Here is a 16111-nt window from a genome sequence, read left to right on the forward strand (position 1 = left end):
ATCGACCGGCCTCAACTCTACGGCAGGTGTGCGCCAGCTCACTCCGTCAGGTTCAGCCGGGGCCGTCGCTGCGGGCATGCGTGCCACCGAGGGCGATGGGGGTCCCCCCTGCTCGAGCGGAGCCGAGAACTTGGGGGAGGGTGGGCGCAGCGGCACCCCGCTCCGCCGGGTCGGACCCACCCGGTCCCAGCTCACGCCGGCCTCAGGTGCACGATGTCCCCGGCCCCGACCGGCTCCTGCACCCCCGCCTCCGTCGCCAGCACCAACCGCCCGTCTCCGTCCAGAGCCACGGCCTCCCCCACGACCGACCGATCCCCTGGCAGCTCCGCCCGCACCACACGCCCGAGCGTCGCGCACCCCGCCGCATATGCCTCCTGCAACCCGCACGCGGCCGCGTCACCCCCAGCGTCACGCCACTTGCCGTACCAGTCCTCCAGCGAGCGCAGCATCCCCCGCAGCAGCGGGTCCCGGTCCGTGCTCACCGCCCCGGCCAGCCCCAGCGACCCCGCCGTCGGCACGGGCAGCTCGTCGTCCTTCAGGGAGACGTTGATGCCGACCCCGATGACGACCCCGTCGTCACCGGCCCGCTCGGCCAGGATCCCGCCGGCCTTGCGTTCCGCTCCCCCGACCGTGACCAGCAGGTCGTTCGGCCACTTCAGGGCCGTGTCCACGCCCGCCGCCCGTGACAGCCCCGTCGCCACCGCGACCCCCGTGAGCAGCGGCAGCCAGCCCCACCGGGCCACCGGCACCTCGCTCGGTGCGAGCAGGACGGAGAAGAAGAGGCCGGAGCGGGGCGGCGCCGTCCACCGGCGGTCGAGCCGGCCGCGGCCCGCCGTCTGCTCCTCGGCGACCAGCACCGCACCCTCGGTCACCTCGCCCTTCGCCGCCCGGGCCACCAGATCGGAGTTCGTGGAGCCGGTGCGCTGCACCACGTCCACCTCCGACCACAGCCCTCCCTGCCGCAACAGGCCCCGGCGCAGGGCGGTGACGTTCAGGGGCGGGCGGTCCAGGTCCGACCACCGGCTTCCGTTCGGCTCTGATGCATCTCGCGGCGTCATGCAAGCCACCCTAGGTGTGGCAAACGCCGCACTGCCGATGTGGAGGCACCCCACTACTCTACGGATGAGTAACCGTCCCCCCTTTTGAGCAGGCAGGGAGCCGCATCCCGATGTCCGAGCCGGAAGAGCAGCAGCAGCCCGACATTCACACGACCGCGGGCAAGCTCGCGGATCTGAAGCGACGCATCGAGGAAGCGACACACGCCGGCTCCGCTCGTGCCGTCGAGAAGCAGCACGCCAAGGGCAAACTGACGGCCCGTGAGCGCATCGAGCTCCTCCTCGACGAGGGCTCCTTCGTCGAACTCGACGAGTTCGCCCGGCACCGCTCCACCAACTTCGGCCTCGACAAGAACCGCCCGTACGGCGACGGGGTCGTCACCGGGTACGGCACCGTCGACGGCCGCCCGGTCGCCGTGTTCTCGCAGGACTTCACCGTCTTCGGCGGCGCCCTCGGCGAGGTCTACGGCCAGAAGATCGTCAAGGTCATGGACTTCGCCCTGAAGACCGGCTGCCCGGTCATCGGGATCAACGACTCCGGTGGCGCCCGCATCCAGGAGGGTGTGGCGTCGCTCGGCGCGTACGGCGAGATCTTCCGCCGCAACACCCACGCCTCCGGCGTCATCCCGCAGATCAGCCTGGTCGTCGGGCCCTGCGCGGGGGGCGCGGTCTACTCCCCGGCCATCACCGACTTCACGGTCATGGTCGACCAGACCTCGCACATGTTCATCACCGGCCCCGACGTCATCAAGACCGTCACCGGCGAGGACGTCGGCTTCGAGGAGCTCGGCGGCGCCCGGACCCACAACGCGACCTCCGGAGTCGCCCACCACATGGCGGGCGACGAGAAGGACGCCATCGAGTACATCAAGCAGCTGCTGTCGTACCTGCCGTCCAACAACCTCTCCGAGGCGCCGGCCTTCCCCGAGGAGGCCGACCTCGAGGTCAACGACGAGGACCGCGAGCTGGACGTGATCGTCCCGGACAGCGCGAACCAGCCGTACGACATGCACGCGGTGATCGAACACGTCCTGGACGACGCCGAGTTCCTCGAGACGCAGCCGCTGTACGCGCCGAACATCGTGACCGGCTTCGGCCGGGTCGAGGGCCACCCGGTCGGCATCGTCGCCAACCAGCCGACGCAGCTCGCCGGCTGCCTGGACATCAAGGCCAGCGAGAAGGCCGCGCGCTTCGTGCGGACCTGCGACGCCTTCAACGTCCCCGTCCTCACCTTCGTCGACGTGCCCGGCTTCCTGCCCGGCGTCGACCAGGAGCACGACGGCATCATCCGCCGCGGCGCCAAGCTGATCTACGCCTACGCCGAGGCGACCGTCCCGCTCATCACGATCATCACGCGCAAGGCCTTCGGCGGCGCCTACGACGTCATGGGCTCCAAGCACCTGGGCGCCGACCTCAACCTCGCCTGGCCCACCGCCCAGATCGCCGTCATGGGCGCCCAGGGCGCGGTCAACATCCTGCACCGCCGCACGATCGCGGAGGCCGAGGCGAACGGCGAGGAACTGGAGGCGGTCCGGGCGCGGCTGATCCAGGAGTACGAGGACGCCCTCCTCAACCCCTACGTCGCGGCCGAGCGCGGTTACGTCGACGCCGTGATCCTGCCGTCCGAGACCCGCCGGCACGTCGTACGGGGTCTGCGTCAGCTGCGTACGAAGCGGGAATCCCTGCCTCCGAAGAAGCACGGCAACATCCCCCTCTAGCCCGCAGCGAGCCCAGGAGGCCCACATGACGATCAAGGTCGTACGGGGCAACCCGACCCCGGAGGAGCTGGCCGCCGCCCTGGCGGTGGTCAGGGCGCGCGCCGCGGCGGCGGCAGCCGCCCCGCCCGGCGCGCCGGCGTCCCGCGATTCCTGGTCCGACCCGTCCCGCATCGCGGCCCACCGCCTGCCCCAGCCGGGGCCCGCGGCGTGGGGCCGGACCTACTGGCCGGGGTGATGCGCGGGGGTGGGTTCGGCAAGTTGAGTACGCGTACTCAGGCGCCGGCCCACCCCCCGGCCGACCATGGAAGGCATGCTGTGGTCCGACCCCGAGAACGAGCCGCCCGAAGAACTGCGCGACATGCAGGACATGCTGCGGCGGCTGAGCGTTCTCCTGGCCCTGGCCATGGTGGTCGCGATGATCGTGATCGGAGTCAGGTGAGCCGGGCCCGTCCGGGTGACTAACCTGACCGCATGACTGCTCCGCACCGCAGGCGACTCGTCCTCGCCTCCCAGTCCCCCGCCCGGCTCGGTCTGCTCCGCCAGGCCGGCCTCACCCCCGAGGTGATCGTGAGCGGCGTCGACGAGGACGCCGTCACCGCTCCCACCCCCGCCGAGTTGGCGCTCGCCCTGGCCGAGGCGAAGGCCTCCGTCGTGGCGGCCCGGCCGGAGGTCAAGGGCGCGCTCGTGATCGGCTGCGACTCGGTGCTGGACCTGGACGGCCGGGCCCTCGGCAAGCCCGCGGACGCCGAGGAGGCCACCGCCCGCTGGAAGTCGATGCGCGGCCGGGCCGGCACCCTCCAGACCGGCCACTGCGTCTACGACACGCTCACCGGCCGCTACGTCTCCGCCACCGCCTCGACGGTCGTCCACTTCGGCGAGCCCACCGACGAGGAGATCGCCGCCTACGTCGCCTCCGGCGAACCCCTCTACGTCGCCGGGGCGTTCACCCTGGACGGCCGCTCCGCCCCGTTCATCGACGGCATCGACGGCGACCACGGCAACGTGATCGGCATCAGCCTGCCCCTCCTGCGCCGGCTCCTCGCCGAACTGGGCGTGGGCATCACGGAGTTGTGGGCGCCGGCGGAGAAATGACCGGAGACCCGTCGCCGCCCTTGCCGCCCTCGGGCGCGGCGTCGGCGGGCTCGGCCGGGGGGTCGTACGTCATCAGCAGCAGCACGATCAGCGCGAGGACCAGCACCATGAACAGGAACGCGGGCCAGCCGACGAGGCCCCAGGTGAAGGCGCCCAGCAGCCCGTGCACGACGGCCGCGCTGATCAGCAGCACGCGCCCAAAGCCCGCCGGGGGCCGGTCCCGCAGCGCCACCAGCAGGGCGACCAGGGAGCACAGGGCGAAGTAGAGACCGAAGACGATCCCGCCGATCTTCGACGACACCGACATCATGTGCGGGTCGAGCCCGGCCAGCGACATGTCCTGCCGGTCGACGACGACGCCCAGGAACCAGTTGAGCGCCGCGAGACCGAACGCCTCGGCGAGCAGCACCACCGCCACGACCCACGCCACCGGCCTGCGTATCACCGGGCCCACCCTCTTCCCTCCGAAGACACCGCGAACGCTACTAACCGGTAAACCGGGGGACAAGGGTCCGGCAGCGGGCAAAGAATCATTGGGCCATTCGTAGGGACTCCACAAAGAAACAGAGTGGCCCGCAGCACGTGATGACAGAGACCTTGGCCACAGGAGAGGGCTAGGGTTTCCCGGAGGAGTACTGCGTACCGCGGTGCGACAAGGGATGTCGCGGGTCGAGCGAGCCTCGCATCACGCTCCGTGTGGGCAAGCTCACCACTGGGGACGGGTCGAAGTGTCGTGTCGGCAGTCCCTAAACTCGGCTTGTTTCAAGGAGGGAGCCTCAATCGTGCGCAAGGTGCTCATCGCCAACCGTGGCGAAATCGCTGTCCGCGTGGCCCGGGCCTGCCGGGATGCCGGTATCGCGAGCGTGGCCGTCTACGCCGACCCGGACCGGGACGCTCTGCATGTCCGCGCCGCGGATGAGGCGTTCGCCCTGGGCGGTGACACGCCGGGCACCAGCTACCTCGACATCGAGAAGGTGCTCAACGCCGCCCGCGAGTCCGGCGCGGACGCCATCCACCCCGGATACGGCTTCCTCTCCGAGAACGCCGAGTTCGCGCAGGCGGTCCTGGACGCGGGCCTGATCTGGATCGGCCCGCCGCCGCAGGCGATCCGCGACCTCGGCGACAAGGTCGCCGCCCGGCACATCGCGCAGCGCGCCGGTGCCCCGCTGGTGGCCGGTACGCCCGACCCGGTGTCCGGTGCCGACGAGGTCGTCGCGTTCGCCGAGGAGCACGGTCTGCCGATCGCGATCAAGGCCGCGTTCGGTGGTGGCGGTCGTGGTCTGAAGGTCGCCCGCACCCTCGAAGAGGTGCCGGAGCTGTACGACTCGGCGGTCCGTGAGGCCGTCGCCGCGTTCGGCCGGGGCGAGTGCTTCGTCGAGCGGTACCTGGACAAGCCGCGGCACGTGGAGACCCAGTGCCTGGCCGACCAGCACGGCAACGTGGTCGTCGTGTCGACCCGTGACTGTTCTCTGCAGCGTCGCCACCAGAAGCTGGTGGAGGAGGCCCCGGCCCCCTTCCTGTCCGACGCGCAGATGGAGGAGCTGTACTCCGCCTCCAAGGCGATCCTGAAGGAAGCCGGCTACGTCGGCGCCGGCACGGTCGAGTTCCTCGTCGGCCTCGACGGCACGATCTCCTTCCTGGAGGTCAACACCCGTCTGCAGGTGGAGCACCCGGTCACCGAGGAGGTCGCCGGCATCGACCTCGTGCGCGAGATGTTCCGCATCGCCGACGGCGAGGAGCTCGGCTACGGCGACCCGGAGCTGCGCGGTCACTCCTTCGAGTTCCGTATCAACGGCGAGGACCCGGGCCGCAACTTCCTCCCGGCTCCCGGCACGGTCACGACGTTCGCCCCGCCGTCCGGCCCGGGTGTCCGTCTGGACGCGGGCGTGGAGTCCGGCTCGGTCATCGGCCCGGCGTGGGACTCCCTGCTGGCCAAGCTGATCGTCACCGGCCGTACGCGCAAGGAGGCGCTGCAGCGGGCCGCCCGTGCGCTGGAGGAGTTCCAGGTCGAGGGCATGGCCACCGCCATCCCGTTCCACCGTGCGGTGGTGAAGGACCCGGCGTTCGCGCCCGAGCTCACGGACTCGTCGGACCCGTTCACGGTGCACACGCGCTGGATCGAGACGGAGTTCGTCAACGAGATCAAGCCGTTCGCCGCGCCGGCCGATGCGGACGCGGACGAGGAGCCGGGCCGCGAGACGGTCGTCGTCGAGGTCGGCGGCAAGCGTCTCGAGGTCTCCCTGCCGTCGTCGCTGGGCATGTCCCTGGCGCGCACGGGCCTCGCGGCGGGCGCCAAGCCGAAGCGCCGCGCGGCGAAGAAGTCGGGCCCCGTCGCCTCCGGCGACACCCTCGCGTCCCCGATGCAGGGCACCATCGTCAAGGTGGCCGTCGAGGAGGGCCAGGAGGTCAAGGAGGGCGACCTGGTCGTCGTCCTGGAGGCCATGAAGATGGAGCAGCCCCTCAACGCGCACCGGTCGGGCACGATCAAGGGCCTGAGCGCGGAGATCGGTGCGTCGGTGACGTCGGGCGCGGCGATCTGCGAGATCAAGGACTGACGCGCCGCACGAGGCACGGCACGCCTACGGCGCGGCCCCGGGTCGGGGCCGCGCCGGGGGGTGTCCGTCCTCGGAACGGCGCGATGGGGTGCCACACCGACTGACTCCCCGTTGACGCGCCAACCGCTGCGGGCGGACACCCCCCGACACGACCCCTTGCGTCGTCCGGCGGCTGCGGGAGCGTCGTGGACTCGCCCAGCAGCCGTCGCAGACCGCCCGCCCTATGACTGCGGGCCATAGCCCTCCCGAGCGCCGCAGACCGCCCGCCCTATGACTGCCGGCCATAGCCCTCCCGAGCGCCGCAGACCGCCCTGTGACTGCGGGCCGTCGTAGCCCTCCCGGGCGCCGCGGGGCGACGACTGCGGGCCCCTCGCGCCCAGCGCCACGCTCAATGACCGCGGGAACATCGGTGACCCGCCCAGCCGTCGCAGGCCGCCGCCCTATGACTGCGGGCCGTCGGAGCTCTCCCCGGCGCCGCGGGACAATGACTGCGGGCCCCTCGCACCCAGCCTCACACCCTATTGACCGCGGGAACATCGGTGACCCGCCCAGCCGTCGCAGGCCGCCGCCCTATGACTGCGGGCCCGTCGCGGCTCTCCCGGGCGCCGCGGGGCGACGACTGCGGGGCCGTCCCGCCCAGCGCCACACCCAATGACCGCGGGAGCGTCGGTGACCGGCCCCTCCATCGCAGGCCTTCGGCCGCGGATGCGTCCTGGCTCACCCAGCCATCGCAGGCCTGTGGCTGCGGGCACGTCGTGACTCACCCGTCACGGGCCTGAGGCCGCGGACCCGTTTCACTCCGCGCCGCATGCCCATGGCGGCCGCCCTAGTCGAGGGCCCCCGAACCGCGAGCCGCCCCCGTGAACTTCGCACCTCACGCGCACCGCATGCGCACCGCGGCTGCCTCAGCCGCGGGCCCCCTCCCCGCCTGGCTGCCGGCCGCCCCCGCTGCGGGCATGCGTGCCGCCAAGGGCGGCACGGGTGGGCGCAGCGGCACCCCGCTGCGCCGGGCTGCGGACCCACCCGGCCCCAGCGACAACGCCGGGTGCGGAGACAGCGGCAGGCTCTCCGCCGGTGGAAGTCCCGACGTCAACGACGCCGCAGATCAGCCACCCGGGCCCGCTCCGCCCCAGGCCCCTGCTCACCCAGCATCGAGGCGGAGGCAGACCTCAACTGCCCCCCAGCCCCCGGCCCCTGCCGCCGAGGCCCGGGCAACGGCACATCCCGGCGCTGCTGGCGCACCGGAACGGCATCGCCCCCCGGGCCCCCCGCCCCCGCTCCGGCGGAACCCCCCTGCCCCCCGGCGACGGCGATCTGCACACCCTGGTCGGCGAGCGCCTGCAACTCCGTGGCGGCACGGTCGTCATGCGCCGGCGGCTCGTCCGTGACGAGGCGCGTGATGAGATCCGTCGGCACGGTCTGGAACATCGTGTCGGTGCCGAGTTTGGTGTGGTCGGCGAGGACCACGACCTCCGCGGCCGCCTGCACCAACGCCCGGTCGACGGACGCCGACAGCATGTTGGACGTGGACAGCCCGCGCTCGGCGGTCAACCCGCTCCCGGACAGGAACGCCCGCGACACCCGCAGCCCGTGCAGGGACTGCTCCGCACCACTGCCGACCAGGGCGTAGTTCGAACCGCGGAGCGTACCGCCGGTCATCACCACTTCGACCCGGTTGGCATGGGCCAACGCCTGGGCCACCAGCAGCGAGTTGGTGACGACGGTGAGCCCGGGCACCCGGGCGAGCCGGCGGGCCAGCTCCTGGGTCGTCGTACCCGCCCCGACCACGATCGCCTCCCCCTCTTCCACGAGATTCGCGGCGAGGTCGGCGATGGCGGTCTTCTCGGCGGTCGCGAGATGAGACTTCTGCGGAAAGCCGGACTCTCGCGTGAAACCGCCCGGCAGTACCGCACCGCCGTGTCGGCGGTCGAGGAGTCCTTCTGCCTCCAGCGCGCGCACGTCCCGCCGTACGGTCACTTCGGAGGTCTGGACGACGCGGGCGAGCTCACGGAGCGACACGGCCCCGTTCGCTCGCACCATTTCGAGGATCAATTGGCGACGTTCTGCAGCGAACACGAAACTGACAGTAACGCCAGCGACCGTCTGCTTTCAGCAGTTTGCGCTGAATAGCAGAAGATGTTCGCACCGAGCAGCGGGAAGTGGTATAGGGCCTAGTCGCACCGACTATGCCGTACGAATGGTCGAACACTCCCCGTGACCAGGGAGGAGTCGGTTTCGGCCTCAGCCGTCGCCGTTCTCCTTGCGGGTGTGCAACTGTCGTGCCACCTCGGCGATCGAGCCCGACAGCGAGGGATAGACGGTGAAGGCGTTCGCGATCTGTTCGACTGTCAGATTGTTGTCGACCGCGATCGAGATGGGGTGGATCAGTTCCGAGGCCCGCGGCGCGACGACGACACCGCCCACCACGATGCCCGTGCCCGGGCGGCAGAAGATCTTGACGAAGCCGTCGCGGATGCCCTGCATCTTCGCGCGCGGGTTGCGCAGCAGCGGCAGCTTCACGGACCGGGCGTCGATCTTCCCGCCGTCGACGTCGGCCTGGGTGTAGCCGACGGTGGCGATCTCCGGGTCGGTGAAGACGTTCGACGAGACCGTCTTGAGGTTCAGCGGGGCCACGGCGTCGCCCAGGAAGTGGTACATGGCGATGCGGCCCTGCATGGCGGCCACGGAGGCGAGGGCGAACACGCCGGTCACGTCACCGGCGGCGTACACGCCCGGAGCGGTCGTACGCGAGACCTTGTCGGTCCAGATGTGGCCGGACTCGCGCAGCCGGACGCCGGCGTCCTCGAGACCCATGCCCGCACTGTTGGGCACGGCACCGACGGCCATGAGGCAGTGCGAGCCGGTGATGACCCGCCCGTCGGCGAGGGTGACCTCGACCCGGTCCCCGACCCGCTTGGCGGACTGAGCCCGGGAACGCCCCATGACGTTCATGCCGCGCCGCCGGAAGACGTCCTCCAGCACGGCGGCCGCGTCCGGGTCCTCGCCCGGCAGCACGCGGTCGCGCGACGACACGAGCGTCACCCTCGACCCGAGCGCCTGGTAGGCACCGGCGAACTCGGCACCGGTCACACCGGATCCGACCACGATGAGCTCCTCGGGCAGCTCGTCGAGGTCGTACACCTGCGTCCAGTTCAGGATCCGCTCACCGTCCGGCTGGGCGTCGGCCAGCTCACGGGGGTGCCCGCCGGTGGCGATGAGCACGGCGTCAGCCGTCAGGGTCTCTTCACTCCCGTCGGCGGTGCGCACCACGACCTTGCGCGACCCATCGAGCGCCTGCATGCCCTCCAGCCGCCCGCGCCCGCGCATGACACGCGCCCCGGCACGGGTCACGGAGGCGGTGATGTCGTGCGACTGGGCGAGCGCGAGGCGCTTCACACGCCGGTTGACCTTGCCCAGGTCCACACCCACCACCCGGGCGGCCTGCTCGATGTGCGGGGTGTCGTCGGCGACGATGATCCCCAGCTCCTCGTACGAGGAGTCGAAGGTGGTCATCACCTCGGCCGTGGCGATCAAGGTCTTCGACGGCACGCAGTCGGTGAGCACCGACGCCCCGCCCAGACCGTCGCAGTCGACGACGGTCACCTCCGCGCCGAGTTGAGCGGCCACCAGGGCCGCTTCGTATCCGCCGGGTCCGCCACCGATGATCACGATCCGAGTCACGTACTCCATTGTCCCGCACCGCTCGGCGTGCCACCGCCCCGGGGCCCCGGGGATGCGCCTGTTGTTACGACAGTGACGCCGGGGCCGTCTGCCGTACCCTTCCCCCATGTCGCTCTACGCCGCGTACGCCGGCAACCTCGACGCGCGGCTGATGTCCCGCCGCGCCCCGCACTCGCCGCTGCGCGCCACCGGCTGGCTGAACGGGTACCGGCTGACCTTCGGCGGCGAGCACATGGGCTGGGAGGGCGCACTGCCGACCATCGTGGAGGACCCGCTCTCCCAGGTCTTCGTCTCCCTCTACGACATCGCCCCGATGGACGAGGAGTCCCTCGACCGCTGGGAGGGCGTGGGCCTCGACATCTACCGCCGTACGCGCGTACGGGTCCACACCCTGGAGGGCGAGGACTCCGCCTGGGCCTTCGCCCTCAACGCGTACGAGGGCGGCCTGCCCTCCGCCCGCTACCTGGGCGAGATCGCCGACGCGGCCGAGTCGGCCGGGGCCCCTCACGACTACGTGATGGAGCTGCGCAAGCGCCCCTGCTGACGGCAGCCCGCGCGAGACCCCTTCGTCGGAAACGACAAGACAACGATCGCCACCCCGTGAGCTCTGCCATCTACGCGCGTAGGCAAACAGCGGCTACCCTCTTCGGCGTGAACGCATCTCTTCTTCCGGACGACATCCAGGGCGACCCCCACGCGGCCGCCGACGCCGCCGCGGCCCGCCTGCGCGAACTGACGGGCGCCGAGACCCACGACGTCGCCCTCGTGATGGGCTCCGGCTGGGCCCCGGCCGTGGACGCGCTGGGCGCCCCCGAGGCCGAGTTCCAGGTCACCGAGCTCCCCGGTTTCCCGCCGCCGGCGGTGGAGGGCCACGGAGGCAAGATCCGCTCGTACCGGATCGGCAACAAGCGCGCCCTGGTCTTCCTGGGCCGTACGCACTACTACGAGGGTCGCGGGGTGGCCGCGGTCGCCCACGGCGTCCGCACCGCGGTCTCGGCCGGCTGCAAGACGGTCGTCCTCACCAACGGCTGCGGCGGCCTGCGCGAGGGCATGCGCCCCGGCCAGCCGGTCCTCATCAGCGACCACATCAACCTCACCGCCACCTCCCCCATCATCGGCGCGAACTTCGTCGACCTCACCGACCTGTACTCCCCGCGCCTGCGGGCCCTGTGCAAGGAGGTCGACGCCACGCTGGAGGAGGGTGTCTACGCCCAGTTCCCCGGCCCGCACTACGAGACTCCGGCCGAGATCCGTATGGCCCGGGTCATCGGTGCGGACCTGGTGGGCATGTCGACGGTCCTCGAGGCGATCGCCGCGCGCGAGGCGGGCGCCGAGGTCCTGGGCATCTCCCTCGTCACCAACCTCGCCGCGGGCATGACGGGCGAGCCCCTGAACCACGAGGAGGTCCTCCAGGCCGGCCGCGACTCCGCGACCCGCATGGGCTCCCTGCTCGCGCAGGTCCTGGGCCGCCTGTAGGCCACCACCCGGCATCGCTGCTCAGGCGGGGTGCGCGGGGCGCCGCTGCGCTCCACTGCGGCACGCATGCCCACAGCGGGGGCGGAAGCCACGGCGCTCCCGCACCCGCGTACGGCGAGAAGGGGCCGTTTCGGGGGGTGTCCGCCCGCAGCGGTCGGCGCGTCAACGAACAGTCAGTCGGCGTCCGACCCCATCGCGCCGTTCCGAGGACGGACACCCCCCGGCGCGGCCCCGACCCACACGCCACGCGAAGGCGAAGCGCACGCGCACCCCCACCGGCGTGAAGGCAAGCCCCCGCCCCACCGCCGGAGGCACCCGCACCGATCACCGACAAGCGAGAGGCTGACACCGACCGTGCACGACGAACTCATCGCACAGGCCCAGGCGTGGCTCACCGAGGACCCCGACCCGGACACCCGCACCGAGCTCGCCCGCCTCATCGACGCCAAGGACGAGACCGAACTCGCCGCCCGTTTCAGCGGCACCCTCCAGTTCGGCACCGCCGGCCTCCGCGGCGAACTCGGCGCCGGCCCCATGCGCATGAACCGCTCGGTCGTCATCCGCGCCGCCGCCGGCCTCGCCGCGTACCTCAAGAAGCAGGGTGTCCCCGAGGGGGAAGGGGAAGCCGGCCTCGTCGTCATCGGCTACGACGCCCGCCACAAGTCCCACGACTTCGCCCAGGACACCGCCGCCGTCATGACCGGCGCCGGCCTGCGCGCGGCCGTCCTGCCCCGCCCCCTCCCGACCCCCGTGCTCGCCTTCGCGATAAGGCACCTCGGCGCGGTCGCCGGCGTGGAGGTCACGGCCAGCCACAACCCGCCCCGCGACAACGGCTACAAGGTCTACCTCGGCGACGGATCCCAGATCGTCCCCCCGGCGGACATCGACATCGCGGCGGAGATCGCCGCCGTCCCGTCCCTCAGCACGGTCCCGCGCCCCACCGAAGGCTGGGACACCCTCGACGACAGCGTCCTGGACGCCTACCTCGCCCGCACGGACGCCGTCCTGTCCGAGGGTTCCCCCCGCACGGCCCGCACGGTGTACACGGCGATGCACGGCGTCGGCAAGGACGTCCTCCTGGCCGCCTTCGCCCGCGCCGGCTTCCCGGCACCGGTCCTCGTCGCGGAGCAGGCCGACCCCGACCCTGATTTCCCGACCGTCGCGTTCCCCAATCCGGAGGAGCCCGGCGCGATGGACCTGTCCTTCGCGACGGCACGCGCGCTCTCCGGCGAGGCCGCCCCGGACCTGATCATCGCGAACGACCCGGACGCGGACCGCTGCGCCGTCGCCGTACAGGACGGTAACGACGCCACCGGCTGGCGCATGCTGCGCGGCGACGAGGTCGGCGCCCTGCTCGCCGCCCACCTGGTCCGCCGCGGAGCGACCGGCACGTTCGCGGAGTCGATCGTCTCGTCGTCCCTTCTCGGCCGTATCGCCGAGAAGGCGGGCCTCCCGCACGTCGAGACCCTCACCGGCTTCAAGTGGATCGCCCGCGCCGAGGGCCTGCGCTACGGCTACGAGGAGGCCCTCGGCTACTGCGTGGACCCCGACGGCGTGCGCGACAAGGACGGCATCACGGCCGCGCTGCTGATCACGGAACTGGCCTCCCAGCTCAAGGAGGAGGGCCGCACCCTCCTCGACCTGCTGGACGACCTGGCGGTGGAGCACGGCCTGCACGCGACGGACCAGCTCTCGGTCCGCGTCGAGGACCTCTCCCTCATCGCCGCCGCGATGCGGCGCCTGCGCGAACAGCCCCCGACGGAGCTGGCCGGCCTGCCGATCACCCGCACGGACGACCTCACCCAGGGCACGGCCGGACTCCCGCCCACGGACGGCCTGCGCTACACCCTCGACGGCGCCCGGGTGATCGTCCGCCCGAGCGGCACGGAGCCGAAGCTGAAGTGCTACCTGGAGGTCGTGATCCCGGTCGGGTCCCACGAGGACCTCCCGGCGGCCCGCGCGAAGGCGACGGCGCTGCTGGAGTCGATCAAGCGCGACCTGTCGACGGCTGCGGGCATCTGAGGCCAGTGCCCCGCACCACCGCCGCTCCCCTCCCCCGCAGATCGCCCGGCCGATCCCCCCGCCGAGGACTCAGAAACCCTTCCGGGCGGCCTCCCGCCGCTGCCGCTTGCCGAGCGGCGCCTGGGAGAGGTCCTCGGCGGTGGACCGGAGATTCCTGTATCCGTACCCGCGCTGCTCCAGCCACGCCCGCGCCGACTCCTCGGCCCGCTCGGTCGCCTCCAGGATGTCCTCCTCGTCCTCCCCGGAGTCGAGGAAGCGGAAGGTGAAGGCGGGCCGCACGGCCACGTCGTACGTCAGGCTCCCCTCGGGCGTGAACGCGGCGCGCAGCACGTCGTGCTCGGCGGCCCGCTCCAGCAGCCCGGCCCGCTGCTCGGCGCTCAGTCCGTCGAAGACGCCCCGGACGGTGACACGGAAGGTACGGGTGCTCATGCCCCGAACCTAGGCGCGGGGGGCGCACGCCCTCCACCGCTTTTTCCAGCCCGGGACGCGCCGCCGAAGCCTGACAGGCCCGGCCGACAGAACGGCTCAGGCCCTCAACCACCACCGCCAGAACCCGGTCAGCCCCTCGCCCCACGGCCGGCCGAGCCCTCAGCCCACCACCGGCAAACCCGGCCGAACCTTCAGCCCGCCCTCGACGAACCCGGCCGAACCCTCAGCCCACCACCACGAGGATCAGCACCAGCACCGTCCCCGCCACCGCCGGCGCCAGCACCTCGTAGGCCCACCGCACGGTGACCTCGCCCCGCGCCGCCTCCGTCTGGTGCCGCGCCTCGTACAGCCCGCGCAGCTCGTCCATGATCCGGTCGGTCTCGGCGCGCGCGGGCCCCTCGGAGACGGAGTCCCTGCCGAGGCCCCCGTCCAGACCCGTCGGCATCCCGAGCGCGCTGCCGCGCCCCGCGTCCCGCCCCGTTCCCCGCCGCGCCTGCGCCGTCGCCCGCATCTCGCGCCGCGCGGCCTTCTTGCGGGCGCGCAGCGAGACGGGCACGGCCCACAGCTGGTACTTCGCACCGGACTGGGTGAGGACCTCGTTCGAGTAGGAGGAGCGCAGGGCGGCGACCTGCGCCCAGGGCACGACGACGAGGCGGAAGGGGTTGCGGATGCGCAGCCGGTCATCGCCGGCGTACACGGCGGGCCGCAGCGTGAACGCGGCGACCAGCGGCACGACGAGGAGCAGCACGGCGAGCGCCAGCCACGGCGTGCGCCCCTCTCCGGAGATCACCGCATCGATGCCGAGCCACCCGGTGATGGCGAGCAGCAGCACGCCACCGGCGATGGCCGGGACCGACCGGTAGACCCGGTCCTTGGACTCGGGCTCCTGAGGCTGCGGCGCCGGCGGCTGGGGTTCGGGGCTCGTCATGTCTCGATTCTGCCGGACCCGCCCCGCCCGGGACCTCCGCCCCCTCCCCGAAGACCGCCCCCACACCTCCACCCCGCCCTGGAGACCGTCCCGGGTCCCTGAAGAGCACCCCGGACCACGGGGGCCCCGTCGAAGAGAACCGGGGACTGTACAGCCGCTACGCGCGTAGATATGCTCGTCTGGTGACCATGCCCAGTTCTGCACTCACCGCAGCTCACCCCCTCAAGGACGTCGCCTCGTCCGACAGCGCGCTGCGCCGCTTCCTCCACGGGCTCCCCGGCGTCGACGCGGTCGGACTCGAGGGCCGTGCGGCCTCCCTCGGCACCCGTTCGATCAAGACGACCGCGAAGGCGTACGCCATCGACCTCGCGATCTCGATGGTCGACCTGACGACGCTGGAAGGCGCGGACACCCCGGGCAAGGTCCGGGCGCTCGGCGCGAAGGCGGTCAAGCCCGATCCGACGGACCGTACGACGCCCGCCACGGCGGCGGTCTGCGTCTACCCCGACATGGTGGCCGTGGCCAAGGAAGCCGTCGCCGGCTCGGGCGTGAAGGTCGCCTCGGTGGCCACGGCGTTCCCGGCCGGCCGCGCCGCGCTCGACGTCAAGCTGGCCGATGTGCGCGACGCCATCGCCGCCGGCGCCGACGAGATCGACATGGTCATCGACCGCGGAGCGTTCCTGTCGGGCCGATACTTGAAGGTGTACGACGAGATCACCGCCGTGCGGGAGGCCTGCGGGACCTCCGCGCGTCTGAAGGTCATCTTCGAGACGGGCGAGCTCTCGACGTACGACAACATCCGCCGCGCGAGCTGGCTCGGGATGCTGGCGGGGGCGGACTTCATCAAGACCTCCACCGGCAAGGTGGCCGTCAACGCCACCCCGGCGAACACGCTGCTCATGCTGGAGGCGGTCCGCGACTTCCGTGCCCAGACCGGCATCCAGGTCGGCGTGAAGCCGGCGGGCGGCATCCGCACCTCCAAGGACGCCATCAAGTTCCTCGTGCTGGTCAACGAGACCGCGGGCGAGGACTGGCTGGACAACCACTGGTTCCGCTTCGGCGCCTCGTCGCTGCTGAACGACCTGCTGATGCAGCGCCAGAAGCTGGCCACCGGCCGCTACTCCGGCCCCGACTACGTGACGGTGGACTGATCAC

The 16111-nt window shown here is 72.0% G+C and carries 15 protein-coding genes; 9 read left to right on the forward strand and 6 right to left on the reverse strand.

Going from position 1 to position 16111, the window contains the following annotated elements; genetic code table 11:
* Positions 1 to 191: 191 nt before the first annotated feature.
* A complete protein-coding gene (locus BJ965_RS14190; RefSeq protein ID WP_184908976.1) occupies positions 192 to 1058 on the reverse strand; it encodes a biotin--[acetyl-CoA-carboxylase] ligase in 867 nt (288 codons plus the stop codon).
* A 110-nt stretch (positions 1059 to 1168) separates the two neighbouring features.
* Between BJ965_RS14190 and BJ965_RS14195 the strand changes: the two genes are divergently transcribed.
* The 4 genes from BJ965_RS14195 to BJ965_RS14205 all read left to right on the forward strand — a co-directional run bounded on the left by BJ965_RS14195 (position 1169) and on the right by BJ965_RS14205 (position 3865).
* Positions 1169 to 2773 carry an acyl-CoA carboxylase subunit beta gene (locus BJ965_RS14195; RefSeq protein ID WP_184908977.1) on the forward strand — a complete coding sequence of 535 codons (1605 nt, stop codon included), beginning with the start codon at positions 1169 to 1171 and terminating at the stop codon, positions 2771 to 2773.
* 25 nt (positions 2774 to 2798) lie between these two features.
* Positions 2799 to 3008, forward strand: coding sequence for an acyl-CoA carboxylase epsilon subunit (locus tag BJ965_RS14200; RefSeq protein ID WP_184908978.1), 210 nt, complete (start codon positions 2799 to 2801; stop codon positions 3006 to 3008).
* Positions 3009 to 3083: 75 nt separating this feature from the next.
* Positions 3084 to 3212, forward strand: coding sequence for a morphogenic membrane protein MmpB (mmpB, locus tag BJ965_RS39925; protein WP_107051621.1), 129 nt, complete (start codon positions 3084 to 3086; stop codon positions 3210 to 3212).
* Positions 3213 to 3244: 32 nt separating this feature from the next.
* On the forward strand, positions 3245 to 3865 hold the full coding sequence (locus tag BJ965_RS14205) for a Maf family protein (RefSeq protein ID WP_184908979.1): 621 nt from the start codon (positions 3245 to 3247) through the stop codon (positions 3863 to 3865).
* On the opposite strand, the gene BJ965_RS14210 is transcribed toward BJ965_RS14205, so the two are convergent.
* The gene (locus BJ965_RS14210) at positions 3834 to 4310 is read right to left on the reverse strand and encodes a hypothetical protein (protein WP_184908980.1); all 477 of its coding nucleotides are present in this window, start codon (positions 4308 to 4310) and stop codon (positions 3834 to 3836) included. The genes BJ965_RS14205 and BJ965_RS14210 overlap by 32 nt on opposite strands.
* A gap of 337 nt (positions 4311 to 4647) precedes the next feature.
* Here BJ965_RS14210 and BJ965_RS14215 point away from each other — a divergent pair, with 337 nt between their 5' ends.
* Entirely contained in the window at positions 4648 to 6420 is a 1773-nt protein-coding gene (locus BJ965_RS14215; RefSeq protein WP_184908981.1) for an acetyl/propionyl/methylcrotonyl-CoA carboxylase subunit alpha, read from the forward strand.
* A gap of 1089 nt (positions 6421 to 7509) precedes the next feature.
* On the opposite strand, the gene BJ965_RS14220 is transcribed toward BJ965_RS14215, so the two are convergent.
* Together BJ965_RS14220 and BJ965_RS14225 are read right to left on the reverse strand one after the other, a co-directional pair.
* Positions 7510 to 8496 (reverse strand): DeoR/GlpR family DNA-binding transcription regulator, encoded by a 987-nt coding sequence (locus BJ965_RS14220; RefSeq protein ID WP_184908982.1) that lies wholly within the window; start codon positions 8494 to 8496, stop codon positions 7510 to 7512.
* Between the two features lie 165 nt (positions 8497 to 8661).
* The gene (locus BJ965_RS14225) at positions 8662 to 10110 is read right to left on the reverse strand and encodes an NAD(P)H-quinone dehydrogenase (RefSeq protein WP_184908983.1); all 1449 of its coding nucleotides are present in this window, start codon (positions 10108 to 10110) and stop codon (positions 8662 to 8664) included.
* A gap of 97 nt (positions 10111 to 10207) precedes the next feature.
* Between BJ965_RS14225 and BJ965_RS14230 the strand changes: the two genes are divergently transcribed.
* The 3 genes from BJ965_RS14230 (at position 10208) to BJ965_RS14240 (ending at position 13599) form a co-directional block, all read left to right on the forward strand.
* Positions 10208 to 10645, forward strand: coding sequence for a gamma-glutamylcyclotransferase (locus BJ965_RS14230; protein WP_030842346.1), 438 nt, complete (start codon positions 10208 to 10210; stop codon positions 10643 to 10645).
* Between the two features lie 107 nt (positions 10646 to 10752).
* The gene (locus tag BJ965_RS14235; RefSeq protein WP_031110318.1) at positions 10753 to 11577 is read left to right on the forward strand and encodes a purine-nucleoside phosphorylase; all 825 of its coding nucleotides are present in this window, start codon (positions 10753 to 10755) and stop codon (positions 11575 to 11577) included.
* Between the two features lie 354 nt (positions 11578 to 11931).
* Positions 11932 to 13599, forward strand: coding sequence for a phospho-sugar mutase (locus BJ965_RS14240; RefSeq protein ID WP_184908984.1), 1668 nt, complete (start codon positions 11932 to 11934; stop codon positions 13597 to 13599).
* A 69-nt stretch (positions 13600 to 13668) separates the two neighbouring features.
* On the opposite strand, the gene BJ965_RS14245 is transcribed toward BJ965_RS14240, so the two are convergent.
* On the reverse strand, positions 13669 to 14028 hold the full coding sequence (locus tag BJ965_RS14245) for a DUF6204 family protein (protein ID WP_184908985.1): 360 nt from the start codon (positions 14026 to 14028) through the stop codon (positions 13669 to 13671).
* A gap of 223 nt (positions 14029 to 14251) precedes the next feature.
* Entirely contained in the window at positions 14252 to 14956 is a 705-nt protein-coding gene (locus BJ965_RS14250) for a PH domain-containing protein (protein WP_184908986.1), read from the reverse strand.
* A 188-nt stretch (positions 14957 to 15144) separates the two neighbouring features.
* On the opposite strand from BJ965_RS14250, the gene deoC reads away from it, so the two are divergent.
* Positions 15145 to 16107 (forward strand): deoxyribose-phosphate aldolase, encoded by a 963-nt coding sequence (deoC, locus tag BJ965_RS14255; protein ID WP_184908987.1) that lies wholly within the window; start codon positions 15145 to 15147, stop codon positions 16105 to 16107.
* The last annotated feature ends 4 nt before the right edge of the window (positions 16108 to 16111 follow it).

The sequence above is a fragment of the Streptomyces luteogriseus genome (genome assembly GCF_014205055.1).
Lineage (GTDB): Bacteria > Actinomycetota > Actinomycetes > Streptomycetales > Streptomycetaceae > Streptomyces > Streptomyces luteogriseus.